The sequence below is a fragment of the Pseudarthrobacter sp. NPDC059871 genome, assembly GCF_042731175.1.
Lineage (GTDB): Bacteria > Actinomycetota > Actinomycetes > Actinomycetales > Micrococcaceae > Arthrobacter.
In genome coordinates this window covers 362,682-389,542 of sequence record NZ_JBHWJV010000001.1, presented here as the reverse complement: position 1 = coordinate 389,542, position 26,861 = coordinate 362,682, and the positions used below count along the sequence as shown (strand labels likewise).

The 26,861-nt window shown below is 68.5% G+C and carries 25 protein-coding genes; 9 read left to right on the top strand and 16 right to left on the bottom strand.

Translation table 11 applies throughout. From position 1 onward, the window contains the following. Window positions 1-48: 48 nt before the first annotated feature. On the bottom strand, window positions 49-855 hold the full coding sequence (locus tag ACFV4R_RS01745; protein ID WP_377202228.1) for a transglutaminase family protein: 807 nt from the start codon (window positions 853-855) through the stop codon (window positions 49-51). Between the two features lie 70 nt (window positions 856-925). Further along, the gene (locus ACFV4R_RS01740) at window positions 926-1,789 is read right to left on the bottom strand and encodes a hypothetical protein (RefSeq protein WP_377202229.1); all 864 of its coding nucleotides are present in this window, start codon (window positions 1,787-1,789) and stop codon (window positions 926-928) included. On the opposite strand from ACFV4R_RS01740, the gene ACFV4R_RS01735 reads away from it, so the two are divergent. The 3 genes from ACFV4R_RS01735 (at window position 1,788) to ACFV4R_RS01725 (ending at window position 3,235) form a co-directional block, all read left to right on the top strand. After that, a complete protein-coding gene (locus tag ACFV4R_RS01735; RefSeq protein ID WP_377227103.1) occupies window positions 1,788-1,970 on the top strand; it encodes a hypothetical protein in 183 nt (60 codons plus the stop codon). The genes ACFV4R_RS01740 and ACFV4R_RS01735 overlap by 2 nt on opposite strands. 9 nt (window positions 1,971-1,979) lie before the next feature. Then, window positions 1,980-2,642 carry a DUF1684 domain-containing protein gene (locus ACFV4R_RS01730; RefSeq protein ID WP_377202231.1) on the top strand — a complete coding sequence of 221 codons (663 nt, stop codon included), beginning with the start codon at window positions 1,980-1,982 and terminating at the stop codon, window positions 2,640-2,642. A 101-nt stretch (window positions 2,643-2,743) separates the two neighbouring features. Beyond that, window positions 2,744-3,235 (top strand): GtrA family protein, encoded by a 492-nt coding sequence (locus tag ACFV4R_RS01725; protein WP_377202232.1) that lies wholly within the window; start codon window positions 2,744-2,746, stop codon window positions 3,233-3,235. Window positions 3,236-3,248: 13 nt separating this feature from the next. Here the strand turns inward: ACFV4R_RS01725 and ACFV4R_RS01720 are convergent, their stop codons facing one another. From ACFV4R_RS01720 to ACFV4R_RS01700, 5 genes are read right to left on the bottom strand one after another with little or no spacing between them, the layout of a single operon-like run. Further along, a complete protein-coding gene (locus ACFV4R_RS01720) occupies window positions 3,249-4,406 on the bottom strand; it encodes a cysteine desulfurase family protein (RefSeq protein ID WP_377202233.1) in 1,158 nt (385 codons plus the stop codon). A gap of 3 nt (window positions 4,407-4,409) precedes the next feature. Next, entirely contained in the window at window positions 4,410-5,324 is a 915-nt protein-coding gene (nadC, locus tag ACFV4R_RS01715) for a carboxylating nicotinate-nucleotide diphosphorylase (RefSeq protein WP_377202234.1), read from the bottom strand. Beyond that, entirely contained in the window at window positions 5,317-7,107 is a 1,791-nt protein-coding gene (gene nadB, locus ACFV4R_RS01710) for an L-aspartate oxidase (protein ID WP_377202235.1), read from the bottom strand. Before nadB ends, nadC begins: the two co-directional genes overlap by 8 nt. After that, entirely contained in the window at window positions 7,107-8,408 is a 1,302-nt protein-coding gene (nadA, locus tag ACFV4R_RS01705) for a quinolinate synthase NadA (RefSeq protein ID WP_377202236.1), read from the bottom strand. The genes nadB and nadA overlap by 1 nt, the downstream gene beginning before the upstream one ends. Further along, on the bottom strand, window positions 8,405-9,115 hold the full coding sequence (locus ACFV4R_RS01700; RefSeq protein ID WP_377202287.1) for an NUDIX domain-containing protein: 711 nt from the start codon (window positions 9,113-9,115) through the stop codon (window positions 8,405-8,407). Before ACFV4R_RS01700 ends, nadA begins: the two co-directional genes overlap by 4 nt. Before the next feature lie 239 nt (window positions 9,116-9,354). Here ACFV4R_RS01700 and ACFV4R_RS01695 point away from each other — a divergent pair, with 239 nt between their 5' ends. From ACFV4R_RS01695 to ACFV4R_RS01685, 3 genes are all read left to right on the top strand, one after another. After that, a complete protein-coding gene (locus ACFV4R_RS01695) occupies window positions 9,355-10,734 on the top strand; it encodes an amino acid permease (RefSeq protein WP_377202237.1) in 1,380 nt (459 codons plus the stop codon). Window positions 10,735-10,842: 108 nt separating this feature from the next. Then, complete coding sequence (locus ACFV4R_RS01690; protein WP_377202238.1) at window positions 10,843-11,670, top strand: alpha/beta fold hydrolase; 828 nt, start codon at window positions 10,843-10,845, stop codon at window positions 11,668-11,670. Window positions 11,671-11,768: 98 nt separating this feature from the next. Then, window positions 11,769-12,416 (top strand): phosphoribosyltransferase, encoded by a 648-nt coding sequence (locus ACFV4R_RS01685; RefSeq protein WP_377202239.1) that lies wholly within the window; start codon window positions 11,769-11,771, stop codon window positions 12,414-12,416. 102 nt (window positions 12,417-12,518) lie between these two features. Here ACFV4R_RS01685 and ACFV4R_RS01680 read toward each other — a convergent pair whose 3' ends face one another. After that, entirely contained in the window at window positions 12,519-13,853 is a 1,335-nt protein-coding gene (locus ACFV4R_RS01680; protein WP_056085224.1) for an MFS transporter, read from the bottom strand. A 219-nt stretch (window positions 13,854-14,072) separates the two neighbouring features. On the opposite strand from ACFV4R_RS01680, the gene ACFV4R_RS01675 reads away from it, so the two are divergent. Further along, the gene (locus ACFV4R_RS01675) at window positions 14,073-14,804 is read left to right on the top strand and encodes an IclR family transcriptional regulator (protein ID WP_377202240.1); all 732 of its coding nucleotides are present in this window, start codon (window positions 14,073-14,075) and stop codon (window positions 14,802-14,804) included. A 40-nt stretch (window positions 14,805-14,844) separates the two neighbouring features. On the opposite strand, the gene ACFV4R_RS01670 is transcribed toward ACFV4R_RS01675, so the two are convergent. The 4 genes from ACFV4R_RS01670 to ACFV4R_RS01655 all read right to left on the bottom strand — a co-directional run bounded on the left by ACFV4R_RS01670 (window position 14,845) and on the right by ACFV4R_RS01655 (window position 21,605). After that, entirely contained in the window at window positions 14,845-16,203 is a 1,359-nt protein-coding gene (locus ACFV4R_RS01670) for an MFS transporter (RefSeq protein ID WP_377202241.1), read from the bottom strand. 108 nt (window positions 16,204-16,311) lie between these two features. Then, window positions 16,312-19,389, bottom strand: a complete 3,078-nt coding sequence (locus ACFV4R_RS01665) for an AAA family ATPase (protein WP_377202242.1) — start codon at window positions 19,387-19,389, stop codon at window positions 16,312-16,314. Continuing rightward, complete coding sequence (locus ACFV4R_RS01660) at window positions 19,386-20,564, bottom strand: exonuclease SbcCD subunit D (RefSeq protein WP_377202243.1); 1,179 nt, start codon at window positions 20,562-20,564, stop codon at window positions 19,386-19,388. The genes ACFV4R_RS01665 and ACFV4R_RS01660 overlap by 4 nt, the downstream gene beginning before the upstream one ends. A gap of 78 nt (window positions 20,565-20,642) precedes the next feature. Beyond that, window positions 20,643-21,605: an aquaporin gene (locus tag ACFV4R_RS01655; protein ID WP_377202244.1), complete on the bottom strand. Its 963-nt coding sequence runs from the start codon at window positions 21,603-21,605 to the stop codon at window positions 20,643-20,645. Window positions 21,606-21,781: 176 nt separating this feature from the next. Here ACFV4R_RS01655 and ACFV4R_RS01650 point away from each other — a divergent pair, with 176 nt between their 5' ends. Then, window positions 21,782-22,864 carry an ADP-ribosylglycohydrolase family protein gene (locus ACFV4R_RS01650; RefSeq protein ID WP_377202245.1) on the top strand — a complete coding sequence of 361 codons (1,083 nt, stop codon included), beginning with the start codon at window positions 21,782-21,784 and terminating at the stop codon, window positions 22,862-22,864. Here ACFV4R_RS01650 and ACFV4R_RS01645 read toward each other — a convergent pair. Together ACFV4R_RS01645 and ACFV4R_RS01640 are read right to left on the bottom strand one after the other, a co-directional pair. Next, on the bottom strand, window positions 22,845-23,321 hold the full coding sequence (locus ACFV4R_RS01645; RefSeq protein WP_377202246.1) for a DUF4395 domain-containing protein: 477 nt from the start codon (window positions 23,319-23,321) through the stop codon (window positions 22,845-22,847). The genes ACFV4R_RS01650 and ACFV4R_RS01645 overlap by 20 nt on opposite strands. A 117-nt stretch (window positions 23,322-23,438) precedes the next feature. Next, the gene (locus ACFV4R_RS01640; protein WP_377202247.1) at window positions 23,439-24,449 is read right to left on the bottom strand and encodes an exonuclease domain-containing protein; all 1,011 of its coding nucleotides are present in this window, start codon (window positions 24,447-24,449) and stop codon (window positions 23,439-23,441) included. A 108-nt stretch (window positions 24,450-24,557) separates the two neighbouring features. Here ACFV4R_RS01640 and ACFV4R_RS01635 point away from each other — a divergent pair, with 108 nt between their 5' ends. Further along, a complete protein-coding gene (locus ACFV4R_RS01635; RefSeq protein WP_377202248.1) occupies window positions 24,558-25,337 on the top strand; it encodes a DedA family protein in 780 nt (259 codons plus the stop codon). 83 nt (window positions 25,338-25,420) lie between these two features. Here ACFV4R_RS01635 and rdgB read toward each other — a convergent pair whose 3' ends face one another. Next, on the bottom strand, window positions 25,421-26,074 hold the full coding sequence (gene rdgB / locus ACFV4R_RS01630) for an RdgB/HAM1 family non-canonical purine NTP pyrophosphatase (protein WP_377202249.1): 654 nt from the start codon (window positions 26,072-26,074) through the stop codon (window positions 25,421-25,423). Next, entirely contained in the window at window positions 26,071-26,829 is a 759-nt protein-coding gene (gene rph / locus ACFV4R_RS01625) for a ribonuclease PH (RefSeq protein WP_015937492.1), read from the bottom strand. Before rph ends, rdgB begins: the two co-directional genes overlap by 4 nt. Window positions 26,830-26,861 lie beyond the last annotated feature (32 nt).

Below are 26,861 nucleotides of genomic sequence, written 5' to 3'. Positions count from 1 at the left end.
CGCCGGGCGGGACCTGAACCTGCCGGACCGGAACCGGCCGGCGACAGGTCAGCCCAGCGCTACCAGTGCGGCAGGATCCTCTGCCGGCAGCATGCCGTTGACCACTGCGGTGACGCGGAGCTGGTTGAGTGTCAGGCTTCCGCCCACCGTGGACAGGAACGCAGTGTCGGACGAGTCACGGCCGGCTGTGATGCGCAGCATCGACTCCCGCGGGGCCAGCCCCGTGGGGTCGATGATGCGCCACGAGCCGTTAACGTAGGCCTCTGCCACGGCATGGAAATCCATGGGCGACAAACCCGGAGCGTAGACAGCGGCTAGCCGTGCGGGGACGTCCTTGGACCGCAGCAGCGCGATGGCCAGGTGTGCGAAATCCCGGCATACTCCGCGGCGGTGCAGCAGTGTTTCCACAGCGCCGTCTGTGCCACGGGACGAACCGCTGATGTACCGGAGTTCCCCATAGACCCAGTTCCTGACGGCCTGGACAAGTTCTTCCCCATGCAGTCCCCCGAATTCCGCGTAGGCGGTGGGGAGGAGCCGGTCAGATTCTGCATACCGGCTGGGCCGGACGTAGCGGATCTGTTCGGCCAGCGTCGCACCCTCCGGATCAGCGCGGCCGGCCACCGTGGCTGAGTACTCGACGGTGACGTCGGTGGGGTCGGCGAACTCCATGTAGTGGAAACGGCCGCCGTGGTGGTCGGAGATTTCCGTTAGCGGGACTTCCTCACCGCCTGCCAGCACCGACAAAGATTCCTCGAAGGACGAGTATCCGTTGTTCCTGGCGGCGGCAATAGCCATGGCCACCTTGGTATTCGCCGCGGTGCGGAAGGCCAGGCGTGCGGAAACAGAGCGTTCCATGAATCTCCGGGGGTGTCGGCGTTGGAAAGCAGTGCCGTGCCTGGGCGCCCTGTGGGGGCCGGCGACGGGACTAGTTTTTGATCTCCAGCGACATTAGCATCCGCTGGACATTGGCAAAGTCCGGGCTTTCCCCGGCGTACGCGGCCGCCGCGCCGAGGGTGTCGAAGGCTTTGGCGGGAGCCACCTTTTCATCCGGCGCAAACGCCTTCAGTGCCACCAGGTCGCCGAAGGCCCAGTCACCCTTGCCCGCCGGGCCGCGGACGGTGTTCCGCAGTTCGCAGGCCTGGTTGCCGGCCCCGCCCACCACGTTGGTGATGCCGTAGGAGCCGAAGTAGCGGTAGCCCTGGATCACCCTGAAGACCACGCGGGGCGGGATGGTGCCTTCGCCTGACCCGGCGGAGGCGGCCGGGGAGGCGGGAACACTGCTGATCACCGTGTAGGGCCGGCGCGACCCTTCCGGGCATTCGGCGGACGACGGCGGCAGTCCGGTCCGCAGCGCGGCCATGAAGGTCCCGTCGGGCTTCTTCACCTCGATCTTCAACGCTCCCGGAAGGGTGCCGTCCTCGGGTTGGACTGATTGGGCGATCCAGTCCTGGGGAAGCTCAAAGCTGACCGTCCTGGCAGGATCGGAGAAGGTCTTCCACGCAGCGGCGGTAGCCGCCGGCCGCGGTTCGGCTGAAGCAGTGCCGGAGGCGCCCGCTTCACCGGACGGGCCGGGCGCGCCACCCGATGCCGACGTGTCCGCCCGCGCCGCCGTTGACGCACCGGCCGAAGCGTTTGAGGGCTCCGCCTGCGCGGTCCAGCCCGAACCGGATCCACCCGCCTGCGGGCCGCTGCAGCCGGCAAGCAGCAGGGCAGCCACCGTCAGGACACCCAGGGACCCCGGCCTGGCCGGGCCCCGCGCCGGTACTGCTGCTCTTCCCCTGGCTTCCATGCAGCCAGCCTATCCGCGCCGGGCTGCCCCGCCGCCCAGGCGCGTGGCGTTTCCCGTTGCCGCGCGTGGACCGCTCGTGCACGGCATCCCGCTGCTCCGCTCCGCTCCGCACCGCACCCATGGAACCGCCGGAGGTGCCGTCGTCGTGCGCTGCGCCGTCAGTACGCGGCAGTACGGCTAGGCTGGGGACATGGCGCACGGGCAGCAGGGCATGGACGAAGAGAACCTGGCGGAAATGTCCGCAGTCGACATCGCCGACTGGAGGCTGCGGACCTTCGCCCTCTACGACAATGTGCGCCGGATCGCCGCCGATAACCCGGCGGAAGCGCATTCGTACTGGCGCCATCAGCGCGACCTGATGTTTGGCACACACCCGGCCTCGGCGCTGACACCGGCGGACAAGGCGCAGTTCTCCGGGTTGAAGACCGCTGATTACGATCCCATCTACCGGTTCCATGTTCCCCTCACCAAGGAGGGTGCCGGCCGGGAGATGAGCGTGGAAACGGGCACCGACGGCGTGGTCAACTTTGTCCGGCTGGGCACCTTCGACCTTCCCGAGATGGGCCAATTGGCCGTGTGGAAGCTCAAGGGGTACGGCGGCGGTATCTTCGTGCCGTTCCGTGATGCCACGGCGGGCCGGCCGGGCGGCACTTACGGGGCCGGCAGGTACCTGCTGGATACCATCAAGGGCGCGTTCCACGGAGTGCAGGGTTCCGGCCCCCACGCCACGTTCGTCCTTGACTTCAACTTTGCCTACAACCCGTCCTGCGCCTACAACGATGCCTGGGCGTGCCCGTTGCCCGGCCCGTCCAACCGGCTGGCCGTGGAGATCCCTGCGGGCGAGCTCTACTGACGATTCAGGAGCCCGGGCGCCGCCTGCCCCGCGGCACCAATCACTGCGCCGCGCCTGCGGACTGAACCGGGACGGTGCTCCCGGTATGGCAGGGTGGACGGATGGATTCCACCAGCGCGCCGGCAGCCGTCCATAAACAGCAGGACGCCCGCCGCAAGCCGGCCGCCCTGCGCCGCCGCGGAATCCTGCGGTTTCCGGTGGTCCGGCAACTCCTTCGCTTCTCGGGTGTGGGGATCATCTGCACGGGCGCATCCCTGGCGCTTTACGCCCTGCTCAGGCCGTGGATCGGGCCGCAACCGGCAAACGCCGTTGCCCTGGTCCTGACTTCCCTGCTGAACACAGCGCTGAACCGGCGGCTGACATTCAAGATCTCCGGGACCCAGCGCCGGGCCACCGACCACCTGAACGGACTGGTGGTGATCGCCGTGGCACTGCTGATCACCGGAGGCAGCCTGGGCGTGCTGCACTGGATCAATCCGGAGGCCACTGTGGCGGACGAACTGCTGACCACCACCCTGTCCGGGTTCCTGGCCACGGCGGTCCGGTTCACGCTGCTCCGCCACTGGATTTTCCGCCGGGCGCGGCACCGCTAACCGGTCCACCCGATCAGTTGGTGCCGAGTGACCTTACCCCGGCCACGGCCGAGATGACGGCTTTGGCCGCGGTGTCCAGGTCTTCGCCCGTCACCGCCGCGTCGAAGCTGAAGCGGACCGCCGTCTGCGCCACTTCGCGGGGAATGCCAAGGGCCGTCAGCACGGCAGAGGGTTCATCCGAACCCGCCGCGCATGCAGATCCGCTGGAACACACCACCCCCTGGCGTTCGAGTTCCAGCAGGACCGATTCGCCGCTGGTGCCGGGAAAGCAGAAGGATGCCACCGAGGGCAGCCGGTCGGTGGGGTGGCCGGTAAGGATGGCCTCCGGCACTCCGGTAAGCACAGCGTCAATGAATGCGTCCCTCAGCCGCGAGACCCGGCCGGCCTGTTCACGTTGCGCGGGCTGCGCCAGGGCCAGTGCGGTGGCGAGGCCCACGGCCCCCGCGACGTTTTCGGTGCCGGACCGGCGTCCGCGTTCCTGTCCACCGCCATGGAGCACAGGTTCCAGGCGGACCCTGCCCCTGACGTACAGCAGGCCGCAGCCCTTGGGGGCGCCGAGCTTATGGCCGGAGATGCTGAGGGCGTCAACGCCCAGGGCGGCGATGTCCAGCGGCAGCCAGCCCGCCGCCTGTACGGCGTCCGTATGGAAGGGGATGCCCTGCCCACGGGCCAGCTCCGCGAGCGCCGGGATGGGCTGGACCGTACCCACCTCGTTGTTGGCATACATGATGCTGACCAGCGCCGTTTCCGGCCGGAGCAGCGGCAGCAGCGCTCCCGGCGTCACCTGGCCTGTGCCGTCCACGGGAACCACGTCAACGGAGAAGCCGTGGAAGCGTTCAAGGTACCTGGCAGACTCCTCCACGGCAGGATGCTCGACGGCGCTGATCACCACACGGTTCAGGGCGGGGTTCGCAGCCTGCCGGGCCAGGGCTATGCCCTTGACGGCAAGGTTGTCCGCCTCGGTGCCGCCTGAGGTGAAGACCAGCTCGCCTGGCCTGCACCCCAGGACCGCGGCCACGGAGGACCTGGCGCCGGCGAGCGCTGCAGCGGCCGACTCCCCCAGGCTGTGGTGGCTGGAGGGGTTTCCGAAGTCACCGGTCAGGTACGGCCAGACGGCTTCCAGCACTTCGCGGCGGACGGGTGTGGTGGCGGCGGCGTCAAGGAAGATCATGGTTCACCCGACAGTCAGTTCCACGTCCAGGCCCAGGTCCAGCGCAGCGACGGTGTGGGTGAGGGCACCGATGGAGATGACGTCCACGCCGGTGGCGGCGATCGCGGCGACGGTGCCAAGGTTCACGTTGCCGCTGGCTTCCGTGCGGGCCCGTCCGGCCACCAGGGCAACCCCTGCGCGCAGTTCATCCAGGCTGAAGTTGTCCAGCATGATGGTGTCCACTCCGGCGGCGAGGACGGGTTCGATCTGGTCCATCCGGTCCACCTCCACTTCGAAGTGCGTGGTGTGGCCCAGCTGAGCCTTCGCCGCCAGGAGGAGCCCGGTGAGTTTGGCGGGGTCGCCGCCGGTCATGACGGCAAGATGGTTGTCCTTGGCCAGCACGGCGTCCGAGAGGCTGTAGCGGTGGTTCGCTCCCCCACCGCAGCGCACGGCGAACCGCTCGAGGATCCGCAGCCCTGGGGTGGTCTTGCGGGTGTCGGTGATGCGGGCCTGCGTACCCTCGGCGAGCCGGACGAACTCGGCGGTCCTGGTGGCGATGGCGGACATCCGCTGGACCAGGTTCAGTGCCACCCGTTCGGCGAGCAGTACCGAGCGCGCCGTTCCGCTGACGCGGGCCAGGTGGGTGCCGGCGTCGAACGCCTGCCCGTCGTGGACCAGCAGGTCCACGTCCGTGTCCGGGTCCACCAGCTGCATGGCATCCCGGAAGACCGTGGCGCCGCTGAAGACGCCGGGGACCCTGGCGTTCAGCACGGCTGTTGCGCGGGCCCGGGCGGGGATAAGCACCTGGGACGTGATGTCACCGGCCGGCGCGTCCTCCGCGAAGGCACGCTCCAGGATGTCGCGGACGGGTGCCTGCGGAAGGGTGAGGCCGAGGGCGGCGTCAGTACGGACGTGCTCGATCACGGTGGGCTCAGTCATGGGAGAGGCTCGCTTTCGGCCGGAGTGGGATGGTCTCGACAGTTTCGTCGCTGCGGTAGTGGGCACCCAGTGAATCGCGCCGTGCCAGCGCGGCGGACACCAGCAGCTGCGCGGCCAGGAGCAGGTTGCGGTCTTCATGCACGGCGGGGTCCGCTGAGACGGGCACGGCATCAGGGCGCACGACGGCGGCCCAGCGCGCCAGGGTGCCGGCAGCTCCGGCCAACAGCTCCCCGGACCGCAGCACCCCGGCCTTGGCAGTCATCAACGACCGAAGAGCCTCGCGGGAAAAGGGAGTTCCCCAGCCCTTTCCTCCACCGAAGCTGGCCGGCCGACTCCCACCGTGCGCAACTGAACGGTCCGCCGCACGTTCTAAACCAGCAGGGACGGTGACACTGGCACTTGCGTTTCGCGGCAGGGGTGCGGAAGCGTGCGGCAGTTCCGGAGGTCCCGAAAGCGCCGTTGTCGCGTGAGGGTCCGCGCCGGCCGCCGAGCCTGCGAGGCGTTCGCCGGCGCGAGGCCCGAGCGCAGGCGCCGAGGGATCTGCGGGGCTGCCGTCCAGGAAGTCTTCAACAGCGCGGCGGCCGAAAACGAGTCCTTCCAGGAGGGAGTTGCTGGCCAGCCGGTTTGCCCCTTGGACTCCGGTGCACGCAACCTCCCCTGCGGCATAGAGCCCGGGGACGCTGGTTCGGGCGTGGAGGTCGGTGGCGATGCCGCCCATCCAGTAGTGCGCTGCCGGGGCGACGGGGACCAGTTCCCGGGTCCAGTCGATTCCGGCGTCGAGGGTTTTCCGGGTCAGGGTGGGGAAGCGCCGGCTTAGGAAGCCCGCACCCTGGGCTTGCTCGATAGGCCTGGCGTCAAGGTAGACATGGCCGCCGGGGTTTCCGAGCTTGGCCAGGTGCAGGGCGATGCTGCGTGAGACGACGTCGCGGGGGGCCAGTTCGGCGTCAGGATGGTAGGCCTTCATGAAGCGCCGTCCACCGGCGTCCACCAGTATGGCGCCTTCGCCCCGGACGGCTTCGGAGATGAGCAGTGGCCCGTCCAGCCGGTGGGGCCGGGGAGCTGCGGCGGCTACCAGGCAGGTGGGGTGGAACTGAAAGAATTCGAGGTCTGCGGGGGCGGCCCCGGCGCGGACGGCGAGCGCCAGGCCGTCGCCGGTGGCCACGGCTGGGTTGGTGGTTTGGCCGAACAGCCGTCCTGCTCCCCCGGTGGCCAGCAGGACGGCGTCGGCGGCCAGGGACCGGAGCGTCCCGTCCTGCAGGTATTCGACGCCGGTCACCCGCCCGTTGTGCTCCTTCAGGGCGGTGGTGTGGGCGTGGGTGTGGACGGTGAGCGTCCCCCTGGCTGCCCGGGCCAGCACGGCGCCGATCAGCGCGCCGGCGGTGCGGGCACCGGTGGCGTCGCCGCCGGCGTGCAGGATCCGGGGCGCGCTGTGTGCCGCCTCGAGTCCGAGGGCCGGACCGCCGTCGGGCCCTGAATCAAACCGGACCCCGAACTGCTGCAGCGCAATAATGTCACGGCCGGCCTCGGTGCACATCAGCCGGACGGCGGCTTCGTTGCAGTGCCCCGCCCCCGCGCGCAGGGTGTCTGCGATGTGGGCGGCCACGGTGTCGCCCGGAGCCGGTTCAGGCAGTACCGCCGAAATCCCGCCCTGGGCATACCAGGTGTTGCTGTTCTCGAGGCTGCCCTTGGTCAGCAGCACCACATCCGCACAAGCATCCGATGCCAGCAGGGCGGCGTACAGCCCGGCGATGCCGCTGCCGACGATGACAAGCCGGCGGCTCATCAGGGCCTCGCGGCGAGCATGCGCTCAAGGGCGGTGCGGGCGTTGGCCTGGACGGCGCCGTCAACGGTGATGCGGTTGACGACGCGCCCGGCCACCAGTTCTTCCAGGACCCACGCAAGGTAGCCGGGGTGGATCCGGTACATGGTGGAGCAGGGGCAGATCACCGGGTCCAGGCAGAAGATGGTGTGCTGCGGGTATTCGGCGGCGAGCCTGTTCACCATGTTGATTTCGGTACCGATGGCGAACGTGGTGGGCTCGGTGGCGGCGGCAATCGCCTTCTTGATGAAGTCGGTGGAACCAGCGGAGTCGGCGGCGTCCACCACTTCCATGGGGCATTCGGGGTGGACGATGACCTGGACACCCGGGTGCTCTGCCCGGGCCTGCTCGATCTGAGCCACACTGAAACGCTTGTGCACGGAGCAGAACCCGTGCCACAGGATGACCCTGGAGTCCAGCAGCTGCTGTTCCGCGTTGCCGCCCAGATCCTTGCGCGGATTCCACATGGGCATCTGCTCCAGCGGAACGCCAAGGGCCTTGGCAGTGTTGCGCCCCAGGTGCTGGTCCGGGAAGAAGAGCACCCGCTGGCCCCGCTCGAAGGCCCATTCCAGGACAGTCTTGGCGTTCGAGGACGTGCAGACGATGCCGCCGTGCTCACCGCAGAAAGCTTTGAGGGCTGCGGAGGAGTTCATGTAAGTGACGGGAATGACCGGAACCCGCCCGTCGGCGTCGGGCTCGGTTCCGAAGATCTCCTCAAGCTGCTCCCAGCATTCCGCTACGGAATCGGCGTCGGCCATGTCCGCCATCGAGCAGCCCGCGGCCAGGTTGGGCAGGATCACGGCCTGTTCCGGCGTGGACAGGATGTCCGCCGTCTCCGCCATGAAGTGCACGCCGCAGAAGATGATGGCTTCGGCCTCCGGCTTGGTGAGGGCCGCGTTGGCAAGCTGGAAAGAGTCACCCACGAAGTCCGCGTACTGGATGACTTCATCCCGCTGGTAGAAGTGGCCCAGGATGACTGCGCGGTTGCCCAGGTTGGCTTTGGCGGCGTTGATGCGCTGGGCGAGCTCCTCGTCAGAGGCGCGCTTGTACTCCTCCGGCAATTGGCCCTGCCGGGGGGTTGCCGCCGGGGCAACGTCCGCGCTGGAGGCACCGGGACCGTAGGCGGGGATGCCGGCCAGGGCTTCGGCGAGGTCATAGTCCCACGGCCCCCTGGCAAGGGCCGGGCTGCAGGTGCTGCCGCGGGCAGCACCCTTTTCAGCCTGCTCGCGCGTAATCAGCTGGATGGCTGTGTTGACGCTGCTCATGGTGTGCTCCTGTTGTCGGGGTCGAGGCCGGGGCGGCCGGTGTAGCGGTAGAGGCGTGGCGGGCGGTGCTTGCCGCCCTGCAGGTATTCGCCGGTTTCTTCGATTTCCGGTGTTGCCTTGAGCTGGCGGCGGAAGTTGGCCGGGTCCAGTTGGCGGTCCAGGACTGCCTCATAGACTTCGCGGACCTGTGCCAGGGTGAAGTATTCGCCGAGCAGGTGGTAGGCCACTGAGCCGTAGGCGAGTTTGTTGCGCAGCCGCCAGAGGGCGTAGTCCACGATCGCGTTGTGGTCGAAGGCGAGGCCGCCGAGCCTGTCCGCCCGGAACCATCGGACGTTCTCGGATTCGTCAGCGAGCGCCGCTTCCGTGGGCTGGACCAGGGCCCAGTACACGATGGACACCACGCGCTGTGAGGGTGACCGGTGCAGCCCGCCGAAGGCGTACAGCTGCTCCAAGTAGCTCGGTGCCAGCCCGGTGGTGTCCCGCAGGTTCCGTGACGCTGCGTCCTGCAGCGACTCGTCATGGGACAGCGGGCCGCCGGGAAGAGCCCATAGGCCCTTGAAGGGCTCACGGATGCGCCTGACCAGCGGCAGCCACAGGGTGGGCCGCCCGGAGGTCTCGCTCGGACGGAGCGCGAAAATGACTGTCGAGATTGCCAGCGACGGCGGCGCGGCCTGGCGTTCGGAGACGTTTGCCGAACTGGAGAACATGGCCACACCGCCTTTCGATTCATCAGCCACAGGGCACCATCAGGGCTCTGCGCGCTAGTTATAGTCAAGTTGACCTGAACTAATTCTACGGCCACGCCGGGCCGGATGGGAAATGTTTCTGCCGCGGCCGCCCGGCGCCCATCGGGGCGGCCCAGTGGGCGCACCCCCGGCGAAGAGAGTAAATTCAAGAGGTCCCACGAGGAACATCACGCCAAACCCCAAGAAGGTTCAACCGCACCATGACGACGAAGTCCGCATCCGTACGCCCGGAACGCCACCTGGGCCACACCATGAAACCCCGCCAGCTGACCATGATGGGCCTGGGCAGCGCCATAGGCGCCGGGCTGTTCCTCGGCTCCGGAGCCGGCGTGCAGGCTGCCGGCCCCGCCGTACTGCTGTCCTACCTCGTGGCGGGCACGCTGATCATCCTGGTGATGTGGGCACTGGGTGAGATGGCCGCCGCCAACCCCAACAGCGGCGCCTTCTCGGTGTACGCCGAACGCGCGCTGGGGCGGACCGCCGGCGCCACCATCGGCTGGCTGTGGTGGCTGCAGCTGGTGGTGGTCATCGCCGCCGAGGCCCTTGGCGCCGCCGGGCTCCTGTACTCCGTGTGGCCCGTGGTTCCGGTCTGGGCCCTGGCACTTGCCTTCATGGTGGCGTTCACCGCGATCAATCTCGCCGGGGTGCGGAACTTCGGTGAGTTCGAGTTCTGGTTCGCCATCCTCAAGGTTGCAGCGATCGTGCTCTTCCTGGCAGTCGGTGCGGCCCTCCTGCTGGGCTTCCTCCCCGCCGTCACGTCGCCGGGACTGTCCAACATCAGCTCCGATTTCGCCCCGCAGGGCCTCGGCGGGGTGGCCGCCGCACTGTTCGTGGTGATCTTTGCGTTCGGCGGCACGGAGATTGTTTCAGTCGCCGCTGCCGAGACCCAGGACCCCGAGCGCAGCGTGGGCAGGGCCATCCGTACGGTGGTCTGGCGCATCCTCGTCTTCTACATCGGCTCCGTGTTCGTCATCGCCGCGGTCCTTCCGGCCACCTCCGAAAGCCTGGCGTCCCCCTTCGCCGGCGTGCTGGACGCAGCCCGGATCCCCGGTGCGGCAACGGCAATCACCCTGGTGGCCGTTGTCGCTCTCCTGTCCGCACTCAACGCCAATCTGTACGGCGCCTCCCGGATGGCCTACTCGCTCGCAGAGCGCGGCGAAGCCCCGCAGTTCCTGACGCGGCTCAGCGGGGCCAGCGTGCCGATGCTTGCCGTGGCCGTCTCGGTGGCTTTCGGCTTCGTGGCCACCGTGCTGGAACTGCTTTTCCCGGACAAGGTCCTTCCCGCGCTCTTCCAGTTGGTGGGTTCAACCTGCCTGGTGGTGTGGGGAAGCGCCCTGGTGTCCCAACTGATCCTCCGGCGCCGCGCCGCCCGCGACGGCACACCGCTTCCCCTGAAGATGAAAGGGTTCCCCGCCCTGACCCTCCTGGGGCTTGTCCTGCTGGGACTGATCTTTGCGGTAGGCTTCAGCGCCGAGGAGAGCCGGGTGCAGCTGTTCAGCACGTTTGCGCTGATTGCGGGAATTGCCCTGGCCTGCGCCGCAGGTGCCCGGATCCAGGGCCGCCGCCGCCAGTCCGAGTGACTTGAAAAACCCGGCAGCCCGGCCGGTAGAGTGGCTTGTACCTTCGGCGGCACCGCACGATCCGTGCGGACCCCCGCCACCGTGTTCGAGTTGATGAGGACTGACACCATGAGCGGCAGGCACACCGGCCAACAGCATGCGCACACCGTGGAGGGCACGGACCCCCAACTGTTCGTGGCGGTGCATGATCCCGCTGACGATGCCGGGTTGCGGCCGGTCCTGCTGCTGCACGGCTTCTCCTCCTCGGGGAAACTCAACTGGGAGGACACCGGGTGGGTGAGCGCCCTCCTGGAGGCCGGCCGCCGCGTGATCACGGTGGACCTGCCCGGCCACGGCCGCAGCGGCGCGCCGGAGGACCGTGATTCGTACTCCCCCAGCCGCATCCGCGCCGACCTGCTCCAGACAGCGTTCGACGCCGGCGTCCGGCCCCTGCAGGACGGCGATCCTTCCAGCGGGCTCGACCTCGTCGGCTACTCCCTGGGATCGCGGCTGGCGTGGGAGTTTGCCTCCACCCAGCCCGAGATCGTCCACCGCCTGGTGCTCGGCGGACCCAACATCTCCGATCCGCTGGCCGAGTTCGACCTGACGGCCGCCCAGGATTACCTGGCCGACGGCACGCCGATCGCCGACGGATCCACCGCGCAGCTGCTGAAGATGGCACTGCTGCTGCCCACCAACAACATTTTCGCGTTGCTCACCCTCGTGGAAGCCATCAAGGCCGAGCCCTATGACCCCGCCGAAGCGGTCCCCCACGTGCCAATGCTCCTGGTGGCCGGAGACCAGGATGAACGGATCGGCAGCCTCCCCAAGCTCGCCGAACTGGCCAACAGTACCGGGGGCATGGCTGAGCAGCTGGTCCTGCCGGGCCGGAACCATACAAATGCCGTCACCAGCAGGGCCTTCAAGCAGGCGGCTATTGCTTTTCTGGCAGTCTGAGGATTCCCGCACCCAGGATGACGCCGGCACCCTGAATCTCCCTGCACCCGCCCGGCGGTAGGCTGGATTCACAGGGCCGGAAGAGCCTGGAGGGGCAGATGGGTACGCGATTCGAAGACCGAACCGAGGCAGGCGAACGCCTCGCCGCCGCACTGACCCAATTCCGGGAGCGGCCCGGCGCCGTGGTCCTGGGCCTGGCCCGCGGCGGGATACCGGTGGCTGCGGCAGTTGCCAAGGCACTCTACCTTCCACTGGGAACCGTGCTGGTCCGCAAGCTGGGCATTCCGGGTCACGAGGAAACGGCGTACGGAGCACTGGCGTGGGCCCGCGGCCGCACCGTCAGGCTGGTCAACAAGCCGCTGGTGGACCGGGTGCTGGAGCACGGCGTCCGCCGCGAATGGCTGGACGAGGTGGAGGAACGCGAGCGTGCCGAGCTGCAACGCCGGGTGGGCCTCTACCCCGGAACGTCCACTGACCTGGCCGGGAAGACCGTGCTCCTGGTAGATGACGGCCTGGCTACCGGCGCCACCATGCGGGCAGCCGTGGAAGCGGTCCGCGAGAGTGGCGCTGCCGTGGTGGTGGCCGCCGCTCCGGTGGGCTCGATCGAGGCCGAGGCGTCAGTGGAGCGCGTTTGCGATGCCGTGATCTGCCTGCACCTGCCGGGCAAGTTCCGGGCGGTGGGCAGTTTCTACCGGCACTTCGAACAGCTGTCCGACGACGCCGCCATCCACTACCTCCGGGATTAGCAACGGCGGGCCGGACGCAAAGGTCCGGCCCGCCGTCGACGTCGTTTCCCCCGGGCCCCGCCGTCAAGTTTCCTTGGCCGAAGCGGGGCGCGGGACTGGTGGTCAGTGGTGGGCGCTGACGCCCAGCGGGCGGCCCTTGGTTTCCTTGGCCAGCACTACCCCGATGGCGGAGATGACGCACAGCACCATGATGTAGATGCCGATTGACCCGGCCCACTTGGTGCTCTGCAGCAGTGTTTCAGCGATGGTGGCCGCAAACGCGCCGCCCAGGATGGCGCCGAATGCGTAGCCAATCGAAATGCCGGAGTACCGGACGTTGGCCGGGAACATTTCGGCGTACATGGCGGACATGGGCCCGTAGGACAGTCCCAGTCCGATGGTGAGGACGAACAGTGCCACTCCGTAGAGCCAGATGTTCTTCGTGTCGATCAGGGCGAACATGGGAAGCATCCAGGCGAACACGATGGCGTAGCCGGCCAGGAACGTCTTGACCCGGCCGATCTTGTCAGAGAGCCAGCCGCCCACCAGGGTGAAGATCAGCCAGCCGAAAGATGCCAGGGTGGTGGCCAGCAGGATCTGCGGGGTGGGCATCTTGAGGGTCCTGGTGGCGTAGGAGATGAAGAACGCGATCAGCAGGTAGCCGGCCGCATTGTTGCCGATGAAGATCAGGGTGGAGTACAGGACCGGCAGCTTGTGGTTGCGGATAAGCTCGCCGAGCGGGGCCTTGCTTTCCTTCTTCCGCAATGCCATCTCCTGGAAGACAGGGCTCTCGGCCACAGCGCGGCGGATCAGGTAACCCACCACGATCAGGACGATCGACAGCAGGAACGGGACGCGCCAGCCCCAGGCAGCGAAGTCTTCCTTGGACATGCTGCTGTTGAGGAAGAAGAGCAGGCCGGTGGCCAGGATCATGCCGACAGGAACTCCGATCTGCGGGTAGGCACCGAAGAGGCCACGCTTGTTCAGGGGTGCATGTTCAACGGCCATCAGGGCGGCGCCGCCCCATTCGCCGCCTGCGGAGAAGCCCTGGATGACGCGCAGGAGGATCAGCAGGACCGGGGCCCAGGCACCGATCTGGGCGTAGGTGGGAAGCATGCCGATGAGGGCCGTTGCAGCACCCATCATGACCAGTGTGAAGACCAGCATGGCCTTGCGGCCCAGCCGGTCACCCAGGTGCCCGGCAACCACTGCGCCGAGCGGCCGGAAAAGGAAGCTGATGCCGATCAGTGCGAAGGACAGGATCTGCGCCAGTCCGGGGTTTGAGTCGTTTAGCGGCGCCAGGAACAGCGGGGACAGCAGCGTTGCTGTCAGCTGGGCAAAGATGAAGAAGTCGTACCACTCGATGGTGGTGCCGACGAGCGTGCCCGCGAGGACCTTGCGCTCTTCCCTCCGTGTGCTGGGACCGGAGAGTGTATCCACCTGGGAAGGTGTGGTCATTGAAACTCCATTGTTTATTGGCGGCATGCACCGCCGGACGCCTTCAGGAATACCGACAGAACGGTCAGTTGGTAAGTAGAGTACTACGATAATGTGAGACGCAACACGGTGTGGTCGAATTTTGCGATGAACGGCGAGATGGCATCCCAGTTCCATATTTGAACGGTGAGTTCCCATAAAGGACACACCTACCCGCTCCGGGCACCTACGATGGACTCCATGACCTCCACCGCAGCCGCCCCGGCAGGACCGGCAGCCCAAGCTTCGCCCTCCCAGACTCTCTCGCGCGGTATTCGCGCCCTTGAGATCCTGGCAGCTGCGCCCGGCCCGCTGACTATCGCCGAACTGGCCGATGCCATGGGCGTCCACCGGTCGGTGGCCTACCGGATCCTGCGCACGCTTGAGGACCATTCACTGCTGGTGCGCGACGACGCCGGGAAGGTGCAGCCCGGACCCGGACTTGCCGTCCTGGCACGGGGCGTCTCGCGAAACCTCCAGTCTGCCGCCCTCCCCGAGCTCACCCACCTCGCAAACACCCTGGACATGACGGCGTTCATCGCGGTCTGGGACCATCATGACTGCATCACGCTGGTCACCGTCGAGCCGCGGCATTCGGGGGCCACAGTGGCCCAGCACCCCGGCACGAGGCATCCCATCAACGCCGGGGCACCGGGCATCGCCATCCAGTCAGCCTTCACCGGGGCCGAGTGGGACCGGCTGGACACCGGTGTGGCCTACCGGCAGGAGGCCGGCGAGGCCCGCCGGTTGGGGTACTCGGCAAGCCATGACGAGGTTATCGCGGGGGTTTCCTCCCTGGCTGCCCCCATCAGGGTGCCGGGCAGCCGGCCCGCCGCGCTGGCCGTCGTCTACATCCGTTCCGCCCACGATCCCGCTGCCGTGGGTGCCGCGCTGGCGGGGAGCGCGGCGAGGATCCAGGAGCAGTTGGCCTGACCCGTCCGGCCGGGCTGCCGCCACCGAAGGCGTGCCCGCATCAGCCGCGGCTGCCGGTTCCACGCTTTCCAAGGACGACGGCGGCAGCGGCGCCCAGCAGCGCCAACAGCATGGAGGCTGCAATGGGCACCAGGAACGCAAGGTGGTGGCCGCCTGCCTCTGCCAGGTAGCCACCGATAGCTGAGCCCAGCGCTGTGCCGGCCACAATACCGCTGGCCAGAGCTGTCATGACAGTGCCCAGCCGGCCGGTGGGCGCCAGGATGCCGCCGGCCGTAAAGACCGTCACCATGACCGGACCCACCGGGATGCCCAGGATCAGCAGCACGGCCACCATGGCTGCCAGCGAATCCGGCAGCAGCAGGAGCAGGGAAAGGAGGGCCATCAGCCCGGCGGAGACAATCCACCGGCGGGTCAAGGTGAAGGTGCGCGGCCAGTAGGCCACCGAGAGTGCTGCAGCGGCAGAGCTCAAGCCCACCGCCGCGTACAGCAGTCCCGCGATTTCCGGCCCCGCGAACGGCGCAGAGAACGAGCTGAGGGCCGCTTGCGTCGAGCCGAAGAACGTTCCCATGCAGACCATGGCGGCGACAGGAAGGGCGACGGCGGCTGGCAGCTTTCCGGCCCGGGGGGCCGGCTGCCCGGTTCCTGCCTTCCGCGCGGCTGGCCGCACTGCCCGGTGGGTGGGGTGGGCCGCGAACGCGGGTACCAGTGTGGCAGTCATCGCGGCGGCCAGGGCGAGGGGCAGCCACGGCGCCAGGAGACTGGCCAGGATTCCCACCAGCGCCGGGCCCAGGACGAAGGTGACTTCGTCGGCGGTGCTCTCGTAGGACAGGGCCGTGTCAAGGTCGGCGGCCTGCTGTGACGCCGGGCCATGCGAGGCGAGCGCCATCCAGCGCACCCGGGCGAGGGGGCCTACCTGCGGGGAACTCGCACCGGAAACAAGCGCCGCCGCGATAACGGCTCCGAACAGTCCATCGGAGGTCACAGTCGACGTGGCCGCCAGAATGAGGGCCAGGACCGCCACCGTGTTGATGATCGCCGCGGTCAGCAGGACGGGCCGCTGTCCCCGCCTGTCGGCGAGCGCACCGAGCACCGGGGCACCAAGGGCCGAGCCGATGCCTACAGCCCCGGCAGCCGTGCCGCCCGCGGCGTAGGACCCGGTGACGGAAGTGACCATGGTGAGGGTGCCCACGGTCAGCATGGCGAGCGGAAGCCGGGCAAACAGACCAAGGGGAATGAAACTGCGGCCAGCGAGCAGGGGAAGCCGGGCAAACCGGCCGGTCCTGGCCGGTTGGGGAACGCCCGTAGCCGCTGCAGGTTGCGACGGGGATCCGGGTTCAGTAGATACCGGGGACGGCGGCGCCGTGGGCGGCGACGTCGGAGAAGGGCTGTGTGAAATCAATTCCGGGCTCGTTCAGATCATGCGCATCGTCCCTCCTCCCGATGCGCGCAACCCGGTAACCACACCATTCTACGCCTGCATCTGGACCGCGGCCCGGCCAGCTGCGGGTCAACCGGCGTCGAGTGCCTCCGAGATCCTCAGCGTGGATCCGGTCCGGCCCTTGAGCACCTGCAGTTGGGTCCCGATCCGCTGCTTCATCTCGCCGACGTGGCTGACGAGGCCCACCACGCGGCCGCCGTCGCGCAGTCCCTCAAGGGCGTCCATGACCTGCTCCAGCGACTGTTCGTCGAGGCTGCCGAAGCCCTCGTCCACAAACAGAGTTTCGATTTCCACTCCCCCGGATTCCTGCTGCACGACGTCGGCGAGGCCCAGGGCCAACGATAGGGAAGCCATGAAGGACTCACCGCCGGACAGGGTGGATGTGTCACGGCGGTGGCCCGTCCATTGGTCCACCACTTCCAGGCCCAGCCCGGATTTGGCACCGCGTGCCGCTTTGGCGTCGGTGTGCTGCAGCAGGTACCTGCCGTCACTCATCGCCACCAGCCGCTCGGACGCCGCAATGGCAACCTGTTCCAGGCGGGCTGCGAGGACGTAGCTGTTCAGGCTCATCCGGTAGGTGTTCTCGCCCCTGCCGGCAGCTGCGTCCGCCAGCCCCGCCAACATTCGGGCCCGCTCCGCCGGTTCCCTGGCGGAGCCTGCCAACGCGGCGTAGTCCTGGCTGATGGCGGCCAGCGATGCCAGGCACCGTGCGGCCATTCCTGCGGCGAGGTCTGCCTGGCGCGCCGATTCGCGGGCCTCGGCAGCTTCACTTTCCAGCCCGGCGAGCCGTTCCCCGCTGGGGTCAAACCCCTCGGATTTCTCTTCCGCGGCGCGTACCAGGTCCTCGGCAGCGAACAGCTCGCGCACCCTGGCCGCCTCATCCTGGCCGGCACGGACTTCGGCCTGGAGTCCGTCAGCCTCCGCACTGTCGAGGAGTTGGCCGCGTGCTTCCTCGGCCGTCCCGAAGCCGGCCTCGGGCAACGCCAGCTCAAGCTGCTCGCTGGCGTCGTCCGCCTGCGACTGCGCCACTGTCAGCGCGGCCTGTGCTGCCACGGCCTTGTCGAGCACAGCCACTGCACCCTCCAGCGAGCGCAGGCGCCGGGCCAGGCGGGGACGCCCGGCCCGCAGGCCGGACAGGGCCTCGTCCAGCGCAGCGGCCTGATGGGACACTTCTGCCAGCGATGACTCCGCCTGCGCCAGCCCCGCATCAATTCCCGCCTTGGCGGCTGCGGCCTCGGCCATTCCAGCGTCCAGCGCCTCAAGTTTTCCGCGGACCCCTGAAAGTTCCGCTGCCGCGCGCTCCGCCTCTGCGGCTGCAGTACGCGCCGCTTCGGCGGCGGCGAGTGCTTCGTCCTCGGGGGTGTCGCCGCCCTGCCCTGCAAGAACCGCCACCGACTGCTCAGCGTTGGCCAGTTCGGCGCCAACCCGGGCGAGGGCGCCGTCTGCAGCCTCGTAGGCCCCGTGTGCTTCGTCCTCTGCCTGTGCCAGCCCCGGGCCCTGGCTGCCGCCGGCGGCAGGCGCGGGATGCTCAGCGCTGCCGCATACCGGGCACGGGTCACCGGCCTGCAGCTGGGCGGCAAGTTCCGCAGCGGCATGGGTAAGCCGCTCCTCCCTCAGGTCCAGCCATTGCTGCTTGGCCTCCAGCTGGCGCTCCCTGGCGGCATCGCAACGCAGCTTCACGGCATTGCGCGCCGAGACAGCTGACGCGTGGCGGCGCACCACATCGAGGAGCTCTCCCGCTGACGATGCTTCCTTGCTCCGCAGCGCAGCGGTTCCGGCCAACAGTTCCAAGGGCCCCAGCCCGGCTTCGAGGCCTGCCCGTTCGTCCAGGAGGGCGGCGGAGCGGATGCCGAGCGTGGCTCCGGCTGCCTCCAGCTCTGCCTGTTTCCGGCCCAGGTCGGCGTGACGCTTCCGCAGTGCCTGCAACCTGTCTTCATCCGGAAGGCGCGCCTCCACGACGGCCAGCAGGGAACGTAGCCGGCCCAGTTCATCCGCGGCAGACGCCGTGACGGATGCCGGCAGGGAATCTGCACCGCTCCCGGCCGCAGCGCCGTCCGTGAGTTCCAACGGCGCCAGTTCGGGGTCGTCGTCAGCGGCAAGGCGAAGGAACGTCAGTGCCGACTCCGCGGCCCGGGACGCGCTGGCGACCCTGGCCGCAGCACCGTCAACGTTTTTCAACTGGCCTTCGAGGACTTCGGCCTTGCGGTGCCGTGCCAGGCGGGCCGCAAGTTCTTCGAGCCGGGGCGCGGCATCCGCAACAGTATTCCGCCGAGCTTCGGCCGCTTCAAGCCTGCGCCGCCGTTCGCGGCGTCCCGTTTCCTCATCGACAGCCAGCGTCCGCACCGCGGCCGCCGCTTCGGCCTCCGCAGCGGAACCGCGAAGTACCTCCAGGCGTTGCGCGACGGCTCCTTGCAGCCACTCCAGCCGTTCGGCCGCGTTGTCCGCCGCAGGGGCGCCGTCCTCCGCCAAGTCCAGGGAGGCGGCCTCGGACTCGGCACGTGCAGTGAGCAGCTCCAGTTGCCCTGAAAGTGCAGCGACGCTTTCCCGGGCCGCGAGCGCCTCCCGGGAGAGCTCCTGTTCCAGGGCTTCGAATCGCTGGGTGCCGAAGAGCTTCTGCAGCAGCTCGAGCCGGTCAGCAGCCTTCGACCTGAGGAAGGCGGCAAAGTCCCCCTGCGGGAGCATCACCACCCGGGTGAACTGATCGCGGTCCATCCCCAGCAGTGCGGTGATCTCCGCACCGGCCTCGTCATTGCGGGCGGACTTTTCCACCCAGGCGCCGTCAACACGCTCCCGCAGGAGCGTTTTTGCCTGTTGGGTAGTAAAGCCGTTCCTGCCGCGCGCGCTCGGCTTGTCCCAGGCGGGTGAGCGGGTGACTTCGAAGCGCCTGCCCTGCGCCGAAAATTCCAGGGTCACCGCAGGTTCCTGCGAGGGCTCTGCGTGGTCGCTCCGGAGGCGTTTGCCGTCCTGCCGTGCACCCGGCACGGAGCCGTACAGGGCGAAGCAGATGGCGTCCAGGACGCTGGTTTTTCCTGCACCCGTTGGCCCGTTCAGGAGGAACAGTCCGTGCCCGCTGAGCCGGTCAAAATCAACGTCCTCGGTCCCCGCGAAGGGGCCGAAGCCAGAGATGCGGAGGTGGTGGATCCTCACAGTGCAGCCTCCTGGAGCCGGACGTTCTCCAGCGCGGCCGCGAGCGCCGCCTTCTCGGCGTCGTCCGGTGTTCGGCCGCGGACGTGGTCCAGGAACCCGCAGCACACTGCGAGGTCGTCAGGGGCTTCGGCGAGCCTGCTGCTGTAGCTGGTGGACAGCGCCGGTGTGCCGCCCTGGGGGTCGAAGCCCAGCACCAGGGTGTCGGGGAACCTTGCGCGGAGCCGCTCCATGGCGCGTGCCGGCCGTTGGTCATCCGTCAGCGTGACCTGGCAGTAGGCAGTCTCGGCCCATGCATGCTCCGGCAACTCCAGCAGTTCCGCCAGGGGGCCCCGAAGGACCGCCAGGTGGCGCGGGGCGTCCCACAGCACTTCCTTTACAGACGTGATGCCGTCCGGCCCGAGGTCCACCAGCCAGGCGCCCTTGCTGTGGTTGGCCTCGGAAAAGGAATAGGCCAGGGGTGAGCCTGAGTACCGGACCTGCGGCGAAAGGGACTGGCGTCCGTGCAGGTGGCCCAGCGCCGTGTAGCTGAAGCCGTCGAACAGGTCCAGCGGGACTGCTCCCACCCCGCCGATGCTGAGTTCCCGTTCGCTGTCCGAGCTGATGCCGCCGCTGGCGAAGGTGTGGGCCAGGACCACTGAATGGACCGCAGTGGAGCCGGCGCGCCGCGCGATGTCCTCCCGGATCAGGGTGGTGGCCGCGCGGGTGACGTCGAAATGGCTGGCCGCCTCCACGCCCAGCTGCTCTGCCACGAGCCGCGGTTCCAGCCAGGGGATGCCGTAGATGGCGGCGACGGTATCCCTGCCGGCCGCACCCGGACCCAGCGGCAGAACCAGCGGCTTGTCCAGGTCTTCCACGCGTGTCCGCAGGTGCACTCCCCCGCGTTCGAGCAGCCGGGCCGCAAAGCCCAGGCGGATGGCGGAGTCATGGTTGCCGCTGGTGAGGACCACCTTTGCCCCGGCGTCCGTGATCCCCACGAGGGCCTCATCCAGCAGGCGCACGACGTCGACGCCTGGCAAGGCGCGGTCGTACACGTCCCCTGCAATCAGGACAACATCAACCCCGTGAGCCGATACCGCCGCCACGAGCTGGCTGACGAAAGCACGCTGGGCATCAAGCATGCCCACGCCGTGGAAAGACCGGCCGAGATGCCAGTCCGATGTATGAAGTAACCGCATCTTTCTAAGCTATCGGCTGCCACTGACAGTTTGCGCCAGCGCCGCAACCCGTCAGTGGCATCCCACAGTAAAAGGCCCTCAGCCCCGCTTGCCGTCGAAGAACTCCCGGGCCTCGCTGCTGGACCCGGCCGCGCGTTCCGGCCGCGCCGCGCTGCGTGCTTCCGCGCCCGAGCCGGCTGTAGCGTCCGTGCCGGCTGCGGCGTCCGTGCCAGCCCCCGCAGCAACCGCAGGGTGCCCGTCCACGGAGGAATCGTCGTCGGACGTGTCCGCAGCGAAGGGCGCGGGCGCCGGCGTGGCGCGGAAGATGCGGAACAGCAGGCCCGCGATGGCCGCACCGGCGAGGGGCGCCAGCAGGAATACCCAGAGCTGTTCAACGGCCCAGCCTGAGCTGAAGACGGCGGACGCCAGCGCCCGGGCGGGGTTGTAGGGCAGATTTCCCATTGCCTGTCCCAACTGCAGGAGGGCGGCGAAGGTCAGGCCCACGGCAAAGGGCGCGACGACGGCGCCGGCCCGTTCGCGGGCGGCGGCACCGAGGAACACGGCCACAACGATGGCTGCGCCCAGCACTTCGAGGAGGAGCACGGCAGCCACGGGCGCCTGGATAATCGAGTGCTCACCGAAGCCGGCGGTGACGGTATCGAAGGCGGTGCGGCTGTCCGCGATGCCCGGCAGTGTGCGCAGGACCGCGAACAGCACCAGGGCCCCCACCACGGCGCCGGCCAGCTGGGCAACGGCGTAGGCGGCTGCCGCGCCGGCACGGATGCGCCCGGCGAGAAGGTGGCCCAGGGTAATGGCCGGGTTGAAGTGCCCGCCGGAAACGTGCCCCACTGCGAGCATCGCCGCAGTCACGGCAAGGCCGGCCGCCAGGGCTGCGGGAAGGGGGCTGGACTGCGGGATGCTGAACAGCGGGACCCCAAGGCCGGCGACGGCAATGAAGAGGCTGCCGAACGCTTCGGCGCCAAGCCTGGGCAGCAGGCCCGGGCGGACGGCGTCGGAGGTGCCGGGAAGGGCATCGTGTCGGTCGGGAACGGTAGTGCTCATGATGGGACCTTTGGGTAGGGGCCAGGGGTGCTGCCGCCGGGCAACCCCAGTATTGTTCCAGCCCCGGCTGGGCGTTGGCTGGACACCGGCCGGATGCCGGCACCGTCGCCGGTCCGGCGGTGCAGTCCCCCGCCGCTGCTTTCCGGACTGCGGCACGCCCACGGTAGATTTGCAGCATGAGCTCTGACACTGCCGTGCCCGCACTGAAGTCCCGCATCCACGGATGCTTGCTCGGCGGCGCACTCGGCGATTCCCTCGGCTACGAAGTTGAGTTCGATCCCATTGCCGACATCCGGCGCCGCTTCGGCCCGGACGGGCTGAGGGACTTTGCAGCCATTTCCGGCAGCACCCACATCTCTGACGATACGCAGATGACCCTGTACACGGTGGACGGCCTGGTTGAAGCGCTGGAGTGGGCCAACTCGGGGGTCGGCGCCGACGTCAACGCGTGCCTGTGGCTGGCCTACCTGCGGTGGCTTGCCACCCAGGGTGAGGATGCCGGGCCCGCGGCGCCGGCCCCGCAGCCCCGCTGGATCGACGGGCATGCAGTCCTCCACCAGCGCCGCCACCCCGGCCGGGCCTGCATTTCCGGGTTGGCCACCGGAGAAATGGGAACTTCCTTCCGGCCCGTAAATCCGGACTCCAAGGGCTGCGGCACTGTCATGCGTTCTGCACCTTTCGGCCTGGTGCCGCATGTGACGGCCGACGCCGTCTACAAGTTGAGTGCCGACGCCGCCTCCCTGACCCACGGGCACCCTTCGGCGCGGCAGAGCGCCGGGGTGTTCAGCCTCCTGATCCACCGCCTCATCTCCGGCGAAGCCCTGCACGAGGCAGCCGCTGCGGTAACTGCCCACGCGGCCGGCATCACCGGCGTGGCACCGGAACTGCCGCAGCGCCTTGAGGTGGCGCTGCGGCTGGCAGCCCAGGGCGCTGTCCCGCCCGAGGAACTCGTCGCCGAACTCGGCGAGGGCTGGGTCGCGGAGGAGGCGCTCGCCGTCGGACTTTACGCCGTCCTCGCCACCCGCCCCGCCGATGACGCAGCCGCGGACGCTCCCGTGCGGCACTTCCGGGACGCGGTGGCGTTGGCGGTGAACCACAGCGGCGACAGCGACTCCACGGGATCCGTGGCCGGCAACATCCTGGGCGCCTACTACGGCGAGGCGTGCCTGCCGGAAGAGTGGCTTGGCGTGCTCGAGGCCCCGGACGTGATCCGGGGCATGGCGGACCTCCTGGTGGGAGTCACAACCGGCGAAGGCTGATGTTGTTGCACGCTTCGCAGACGTCCTCCGGAATCAGCCCGCGGCGCTGAAGCCAGCCAAAGATCACACAGCCCAGGCAGAACGCCAGGAACGCCTCCAGCGAAGCCGCCACGATCAGGACGCCCACGACAGCCCACGACGCCGGTTCGGCACCGGAGAGGAAGAGGACAAGCGCCGCGGTGGACACCACCGCGCCCATCCCCTGGGCGAAACGCTTGGGCGGTCCGGCCACGAGCTTGACCCTGCCCAGCCGCGGCGTGATGACCTTGACGGACAGCAACGCCAGCGGGGAGATCCGCGGCCCGAACAGCACCCTCAGCCAGAAACCCGCGGCAATGGCCGCCAAGCCCCACACGGAACCGCTCAACGCAGTAGCCACCGCCGCGAGAACCACCAGCCCGGCAGTGACGCGGGCCGCATACTCGTTGACGGGGTTGGGGAAGGCGAAGAGGCTCATGGTGCAAGGCTAGGATCGGGCCGCCACCGGGAGGAAGGATTGTTGCTTCCCGTGAACTCCCGGAGGTTCGGCAACGCCGCTTCGCCTGCCGGGGCGGCCGCCGGGCCTGTAGGGAGGCTACGCGGTTGCTGCCCCCGCCATGCTCCCCACCATCTGCAGGAACTCACCCTCGGACAGCACCTCAATGGCCTGGCCGCGGTCGTGGAGCTCCAGCACCCTGCGGGCCTTGCCCGTCAGCCGCCCGGAACGGAGGTCCGCGGCGACGAATCCGTCACCCACCACCAGGACTGTGGTCCGGCCGGTCACCCGGCTTTCGGTCCGGGCACCAGCCTCGGCGGAGCGGACCTTCGCCTCCGGCCGCCCAATGGACAACTGACCGGTGAAGACGACGGTCTGCCCGTAGAGGGGATGGCCGGGTTCCGCGTCCGGGTTGGGCTCCGGGTTGGGGCCTTCGTCCGGCCAGCCGGACTGGAAGGGCCGGACCAGCGCAGCCCCGTTGCCCGACCCGCCGGCAAGGGCGGTCAGGCTTTGCTTGGACAGCTGGTCCACCGCCGGATCGAACGCGTGCTGCCGGGGCATCACAAGCCCCAGTGAAAGATAGAGCTCAGCCAGGCTGTTCGCGCCGTTGCGCCGGGCAATGTCGATCAGGATTCCGGCGCAGGCCCGGGCATCCTCTGCGGCGTCGTGGTGCCGGAGCAGCGGGACGCCGGCCTCCTCCGCCGCGAACGGCAGGGAGTTGGACACCAGGGAGTAGCACCGCCGGGACAGCATCACGGTGCAGACGTAGTCGTACGCGGGGCCGGGAAGTCCGGAGACCTCCAGGGCCGAGCGGATCACGCCCAGGTCGAAGGCGGCGTTGTGGGCGGCCAGCACGTCATCGCCGATGAAGGCCCCGATTTCAGGAAACAAATCACCGAAGCGGGGACGGCCCGCAACGTCCGCGGCGGTGATGCCGTGGATCCGCACGTTGTGGTATTCGAAGTGGTCATGGTCGGCCGGTGGCCGCATCAGCCACGCAGCTTCCTCAACCACCTTGCCGCCGCGGACTTTCGTCAGGCCCACTGCGCAGGGAGAGCCCCTGAAGCCGTTCGCCGTTTCAAAGTCTATCGCCGTAAAGTCCAAACCCACGCCTGCAACCTTACCGCCGGAAGGCGTCCGGACCCGACAGGCTTCCGGCCCGTCCGGACCGCCCGGCGCAGGCCCGTCAAGTACCCTTGAAGGGTGAACTTTCCCCTGATGAACCACCTTGCTGTGTCCATGCTGGGCGGTGCAGGACCGGTCCAGCCGCAGCTGGCTTCCTTCCTCCCCGACTGGCTGAACCCCCAGATCTTCCTGGCTGATCCTGCCCTGGCGCCGTGGGTGGTCCTGCTGGTGTGCGGCATCGTCTTCGCGGAAACCGGCCTGCTGGTGGGATTCTTCCTCCCCGGCGATTCCATGCTGTTCACTGCAGGCCTGCTGGTTGCCACGGACACCATCAAGTTCAACGTGTGGCTGCTTGCCCTGCTGATTGTGATCTCGGCCATCATCGGCAACCAGACGGGCTACTTCATCGGGTCCAAGGCCGGCCCGGCCATCTTCAACAAGCCGAATTCGCGGCTGTTCAAGCGGGAAAACGTGGAGAACGCCCACGCGTTCTTCGAAAAGCACGGCGGCAAGGCGCTGATCCTGGCCCGCTTCGTCCCCATCATCCGGACCTTCGTGCCGGTCATCGTGGGCGTGGCCCAGATGGATAAGAAGAAATTCTTCCTCTACAACGTCATCGGTGCGCTGCTGTGGGGCGGCGGCGTGACGCTGCTCGGCTTCCTCCTCGGCGACAAGGTCCCGTGGGTGCGCGACAACCTGGATATCATCTTCATCGTCATCGTGCTCGTATCGGTGCTGCCCATCGGCATCGAGGTCCTTCGCGGCATGTCCGCCAAGCGCCAGGCCCAGGCCTACGGTACCGACGCCGTTGACGAGTTCATCGAGGAACACACACCGGAGGACGAACACAAGACCCCCCGCCACCCTCAGTAGCCGGATGGCGAAAGGCGCGGTCCCACCATGAGGACCGCGCCTTTTTCGTGCACATTTCCGGGAGGTTCCCGGCCAGACCTGCGTCAGGCCGGCTGCGATTCCAGTGCCGCCACGATGGCCGGCAGCAGGGCACGGAAGGCCTTGCCGCGGTGGCTGATGGCGTTCTTCTCCGCGGCCGACAGTTCAGCACAGCTGCGGTCGTGGCCGGCCGGCTGCAGGATGGGGTCATAACCGAAGCCGCCGGCCCCGCGGGGCTCGCGCAGCAGGACGCCCTCGAGCTGCCCGTACTCCACCACCTCGCGTGTGTCCTCCTCCTCGACTGCCGGGACAGCCAGGGCCGCCGCACAGACGAATGCGGCACCGCGGTGCTGGTCCGGCACGTCGGAGAGCTGGCCCAGGAGGAGATGGAGGTTGGCTTCGTCGTCGCCATGTTTGCCGGACCACCGCGCGGAGAAGATGCCCGGCGCGCCGCCCATGACGTCGACGGCGAGCCCCGAGTCATCGGCGATGGCCACCAGGCCGGTGGCGGCGGCCACGGCGCGGGCCTTCAGCAGCGAGTTTTCCGCAAAGGTGACGCCCGTTTCGACGACGTCCGGCGCACCCGCTGCCGCCGCATCGACCACCTGGGTATCGACGTCGAGCCCTGGTACCTGGCCGCGCAGGAGTTCGCGCAGCTCCCGCAGCTTGCCCTTGTTGTGCGTGGCGAGGACCAGCCGCGGGGTGGCCCCTGCACTCACAGGGTGTCCGCCAGCGTCTCGCGCTGGATGGCCGCGAGCTGGGTGGTGCCCAGCAGCGCCAGGTCCAGGAGCTGGTTCAGTTCGTCACGGTCGAAGGGCGCGCCCTCGGCGGTGCCCTGGACCTCCACGAATTTACCGGACCCGGTGACCACCACGTTCATGTCCGTCTCGGCCCGGACGTCCTCGACGTAGGGCAGGTCCAGCATGGGAACGCCGTCGATGATGCCCACGGACACGGCAGCGATGGTGTCGGTCAGCGGCTGGGCGTTCCGCGCGATCAGCTTGTTGTCGCGGGCGAAGCGGATGGCATCGGCGAGGGCCACGTAGGCGCCGGTGATCGCCGCGGTCCGGGTGCCGCCGTCGGCCTGCAGGACGTCGCAGTCCAGCACGATGGTGTTCTCGCCCAGGGCCTTGGTGTCGATGATCGAGCGCAGGGACCGGCCGATCAGCCGGGAGATCTCATGGGTGCGGCCGCCGATCTTGCCCTTGACGGATTCCCGGTCGGAGCGGGTGTTGGTGGCGCGCGGGAGCATGGCGTATTCGGCGGTGACCCAGCCCCTGCCCTCCCCCTTGAGCCAGCGCGGGACCCCGGCGGTCAGGGAAGCCGTGCACAGGACCCTGGTGTTGCCGAATTCGATCAGCGCCGAACCTTCAGCCTGGTTGGACCATCCGCGGGTGATGCTGATGGGCCGGAGCTGGTCGGGGGCGCGGCCGTCGGCGCGCACAATGGGCACTGCAGTTGCTTCAGAAGTCATGCCTTTAGCTTATCGAGTGCCAAGGGCAGGGT

Excerpts from the sequence above, each read along its gene's own strand:
- ACFV4R_RS01675 (WP_377202240.1), top strand. The coding sequence starts at position 14,073 with ATGACCTCCACCGCAGCCGCCCCGGCAGGACCGGCAGCCCAAGCTTCG.
- nadC (WP_377202234.1), bottom strand. The coding sequence starts at position 5,324 with ATGACTGAGCCCACCGTGATCGAGCACGTCCGTACTGACGCCGCCCTC.
- ACFV4R_RS01735 (WP_377227103.1), top strand. The coding sequence starts at position 1,788 with ATGCAGCCAGCCTATCCGCGCCGGGCTGCCCCGCCGCCCAGGCGCGTG.
- ACFV4R_RS01730 (WP_377202231.1), top strand. The coding sequence starts at position 1,980 with ATGGCGCACGGGCAGCAGGGCATGGACGAAGAGAACCTGGCGGAAATG.
- nadA (WP_377202236.1), bottom strand. The coding sequence starts at position 8,408 with ATGAGCAGCGTCAACACAGCCATCCAGCTGATTACGCGCGAGCAGGCT.
- nadB (WP_377202235.1), bottom strand. The coding sequence starts at position 7,107 with ATGAGCCGCCGGCTTGTCATCGTCGGCAGCGGCATCGCCGGGCTGTAC.
- ACFV4R_RS01645 (WP_377202246.1), bottom strand. The coding sequence starts at position 23,321 with ATGAGCCTCTTCGCCTTCCCCAACCCCGTCAACGAGTATGCGGCCCGC.
- ACFV4R_RS01650 (WP_377202245.1), top strand. The coding sequence starts at position 21,782 with ATGAGCTCTGACACTGCCGTGCCCGCACTGAAGTCCCGCATCCACGGA.
- rph (WP_015937492.1), bottom strand. The coding sequence starts at position 26,829 with ATGACTTCTGAAGCAACTGCAGTGCCCATTGTGCGCGCCGACGGCCGC.
- ACFV4R_RS01745 (WP_377202228.1), bottom strand. The coding sequence starts at position 855 with ATGGAACGCTCTGTTTCCGCACGCCTGGCCTTCCGCACCGCGGCGAAT.
- ACFV4R_RS01740 (WP_377202229.1), bottom strand. The coding sequence starts at position 1,789 with ATGGAAGCCAGGGGAAGAGCAGCAGTACCGGCGCGGGGCCCGGCCAGG.
- ACFV4R_RS01695 (WP_377202237.1), top strand. The coding sequence starts at position 9,355 with ATGACGACGAAGTCCGCATCCGTACGCCCGGAACGCCACCTGGGCCAC.
- ACFV4R_RS01680 (WP_056085224.1), bottom strand. The coding sequence starts at position 13,853 with ATGACCACACCTTCCCAGGTGGATACACTCTCCGGTCCCAGCACACGG.
- ACFV4R_RS01655 (WP_377202244.1), bottom strand. The coding sequence starts at position 21,605 with ATGAGCACTACCGTTCCCGACCGACACGATGCCCTTCCCGGCACCTCC.
- ACFV4R_RS01635 (WP_377202248.1), top strand. The coding sequence starts at position 24,558 with ATGAACCACCTTGCTGTGTCCATGCTGGGCGGTGCAGGACCGGTCCAG.
- ACFV4R_RS01725 (WP_377202232.1), top strand. The coding sequence starts at position 2,744 with ATGGATTCCACCAGCGCGCCGGCAGCCGTCCATAAACAGCAGGACGCC.
- ACFV4R_RS01685 (WP_377202239.1), top strand. The coding sequence starts at position 11,769 with ATGGGTACGCGATTCGAAGACCGAACCGAGGCAGGCGAACGCCTCGCC.
- ACFV4R_RS01690 (WP_377202238.1), top strand. The coding sequence starts at position 10,843 with ATGAGCGGCAGGCACACCGGCCAACAGCATGCGCACACCGTGGAGGGC.
- ACFV4R_RS01720 (WP_377202233.1), bottom strand. The coding sequence starts at position 4,406 with ATGATCTTCCTTGACGCCGCCGCCACCACACCCGTCCGCCGCGAAGTG.
- ACFV4R_RS01660 (WP_377202243.1), bottom strand. The coding sequence starts at position 20,564 with ATGCGGTTACTTCATACATCGGACTGGCATCTCGGCCGGTCTTTCCAC.
- ACFV4R_RS01700 (WP_377202287.1), bottom strand. The coding sequence starts at position 9,115 with ATGTTCTCCAGTTCGGCAAACGTCTCCGAACGCCAGGCCGCGCCGCCG.